Genomic DNA, 3,219 nt, shown 5'->3' with positions numbered 1-3,219 from the left:
CCGACGAACTAACGGAGATGCCCACTAGCTCTGCCGCGCCCCGGCCCAACCCGGCCCGCGCACGAGATACCCCACGCGGTCGCTCCACGTCTCCGAGCGGAAGACGTCACGGGAGATCGCGAGCCACTCGTGCGTGGCGATGCGCAGCGGGTTGAAGGTGTTGATGTTGGTGGTGAGCCCGTAGACCACGTCCTCGCCCTCCGGCTCGTAGGTGCCGAACAGTCGGTCCCAGATGATGAGGATGCTGCCGTGGTTGCGGTCGAGGTAGCGGCGGTTGCTGCCGTGGTGCACGCGGTGGTGCGACGGCGCGTTGAACACCTTCTCCAGCGGTCCGATGGTCCGGATGGCCTCGGTGTGGACCCAGAACTGGTAGATGAGGTTCACCGCGCGGGCGTCCTGCACGATCGCCGGCCGCACGCCCAGCAGCGACAGCAACCCGTATGGGACGTAGATGGTCAACGCCTCGGCCACCGGCTGGCGCAGCGCGGTCGAGAGGTTGTACCGCTCGCTGGAGTGGTGGACGACGTGCATGGCCCACAGCCAGCGACTCTCGTGGTCGAAGCGGTGGTTCCAGTAGTAGATGAGGTCCCAGCCCAGGATCGCGGCGGCGTAGGTAAGGAGGCCCGAGCCCAGGTCCAGCGGGGACCGGCGGAACAGGACCGAGCTCGCGGTCTGGGCGCTCCACAGCGTCGACACCATGACCACCGTGGACGCGACGGCGGACACCGCCGACCCGCCGGTGATCCGGCGCAGTGCGGGCGGGATCGCGGCGTCGCGCTCGGGTGTTGCCCCGCCCTCACCGTCGGGCAGTGCCGACGACGATGATGATGACGACAAGGTCCCCGCCTCGGGCAGACCAGACCCGCGGTGGCGGCGGATCAGGTCCCCGGCGGTGGCCACGGCGGCCGAGGCCAGGGAGAAGCCCATCAGCGCCTTGGCATAGCGGCCGGTCCGCGGGGTGAGCGGCGCCAGGAGCCTGTCGGTGATGTACGGCGCGATCAGACTCCCGACGCCCATCGACAGGCTGGCCATGGTGTCGGCGAACTCGTAGTCGCCGGCCCGCCGATCGGGCGCCGGGTTGCGCTTCTGCCAGGCGTACTCGGCCGCCATCGACGCCACGAACGCCGGGATCGCCAGGACCGTCAGATCGACCTTCATGGCGTCATCATATGACGCAGCTCATACGTGTCAGTGCGCGGACGCGGGCGCCGTCGCGGGGCCCTCGGTCTGGGCGCTGTTCCGGACGAAGAACACACCGATGACCGGGATCAGTGAGATGACCGCGCCGAGCAGCAGCGCGTTGTGCACTCCGGTCATCTGCGCCGCGGCGTCCCCCAGTCCGGATTCGGCACCGGACACGATCCCCACCGTCATGACGGTGATGAAGAGCGCGGTCCCGGCGGCTGCCGCTACCTGCTGCAGGGTGTTGAGCAGTGCGGAACCGTGCGAGTACAGGTGCGGCGGCAGCGACCCGAGCGCGGAGGTCATGAGCGGCGAGAACAGGAACGCCAGTCCCACGCTGAGGACGATGTGCCACGTCATGACGAGGGCCAACGAACTGTCGTCGGAGAAGGTCGTGAACATGCCCCACAGGCCGGCGGAAGCCAGGATCGAGCCGGGGATGATGAGGGGGCGCGGGCCGATCCGGTCGAACGCGCGACCGACGAACCAGCCGAGGACACCCATGATCAGGCCGCCGGGCAGGAGGGCGAGCCCGGAGTTCAGGGTGCTGGTGCCCAGCACCTGCTGCATGTACATCGGCAGCAGGATGAGGGTGCCGAACAGTGACATCATCGAGACGAGCATGAGCACGAGGCTCACGGTGAAGGTGGGGAACCGGAAGGCCCGCACGTCGAGCAGTGCGAAGTCCTTGAGCGCGAGCTGACGCCACACGAATACCGCCAGGGCGACCGCGCCGATCCCGACGGGGATCCACGGCGAGATGAGGGCATTGCCGCTGGCGGCCTCGCCGATCGAGCTGAGACCGAAGATGAGTCCGGCGAAGCCGATGGCGGAGAGCACGCCGGAGAGGACGTCGAGCGGGATGGGGCGCGGCTCGGTGACGTTGCGGATGAGCACTGCGCCGGCGACGAGCGCCACGATCCCGATGGGCAGGACCGACCAGAACATCCACCGCCAGCTCAGGACCTCGAGGACGAGACCGCCCACCGTGGGACCGATCGCGGGCGCGACAGCGATCACGATGGAGATGACTCCCATCGTGCGGCCGCGACGGTCGGCCGGCACCACGTTGAGGACGGTCGTCATGAGCAACGGGATCATGATCGCGGTGCCGACGGCCTGCACGACCCGGCCGGCGACCAGCATCGGGAACACCACGGCCAACGAGGCGAACAGCGTCCCGCCGGTGAACGTGCTCATCGCTATGACGAACACGATCCGCAGCGGCAATCGGACGAGCAGCCACCCGGTGAACGGGATGACCACGGCCATCGTGAGCATGAAGGCGGTGGTGAGCCACTGCGCGGTCGCGGCGGTCACCGCGAACTCGACCATGAGCTCGGGCAGCGCCACGGACATGATGGTCTCGTTGAGGATCACCACGAACGCGGCGCCGACGAGCAGGGCGATGAGGCGCACGGTCGCGGCGGGCAGCGGCGGCGAGGCCTCTGCGGCGGCCGGCGCGGCGGCGTTGGGGTTGGCGGAGACTTCAGACGTCACGGTCGTCCTCTGGGATTGCGGTGTGAGAAAAGAGCAGAATCCGGCGCCGGGAGGCCGCGCACGGGAACCTTCGCACCTTACTTAAACGTTCGTCCGGCGCGCCGCCTCACGTGATGCGAAATACCTCCGGGACGAGCCGCGGGACCAGGCGGACGAGGACGACCATCGCGACGAGCTCGACGAGGGTCTGGGTGACGACGACGAGGGGCGCCATCTCGAACTCCGCCGGCAGCGCCAGGACGAGCGGGAGGACCACCAACGAGTTACGGGTCGCCCCGCTGAACGCGATCGCCCGCCTGCCGGGCACATCGAGTCCGGCCAGCCGCCCGGCGAGCACGCCCACGGGCACGATGACGGCCACGTACACCGCGTACACCGGCACGACCAGCGTCAGCGTGCCGAGCTGCTCGCTGACCGCGGCGATCTGGGAGGCCACGACCAGGGCCAGGGTGGCGACCATGAGCGGGACCATCGCGGAGACCGCTCCCCGCTCGACCGCGCCGGCGGCCCGGGCGACGGGACCGGCGGCGCCGGCCG

The 3,219-nt window shown here is 69.4% G+C and carries 2 protein-coding genes and 1 pseudogene; all 3 read right to left on the bottom strand.

Going from position 1 to position 3,219, the window contains the following annotated elements; translation table 11 throughout:
• Positions 1-24 precede the first annotated feature (24 nt).
• Entirely contained in the window at positions 25-1,158 is a 1,134-nt protein-coding gene (locus HMPREF3086_RS10775) for a sterol desaturase family protein (protein WP_070721811.1), read from the bottom strand.
• A gap of 30 nt (positions 1,159-1,188) precedes the next feature.
• Entirely contained in the window at positions 1,189-2,682 is a 1,494-nt protein-coding gene (locus tag HMPREF3086_RS10770; protein WP_070721809.1) for an MDR family MFS transporter, read from the bottom strand.
• 106 nt (positions 2,683-2,788) lie between these two features.
• Positions 2,789-3,219 (bottom strand): annotated as a pseudogene (locus HMPREF3086_RS10765) (arsenic resistance protein); the annotation flags it as partial.

Origin of the sequence: Dietzia sp. HMSC21D01, from assembly GCF_001815995.1 — a bacterium.
In the GTDB taxonomy this organism is placed as follows: domain Bacteria; phylum Actinomycetota; class Actinomycetes; order Mycobacteriales; family Mycobacteriaceae; genus Dietzia; species Dietzia cinnamea.
Note: the sequence above shows the minus strand (reverse complement) of the source record. Positions and strands in the feature narration are given on the sequence as shown.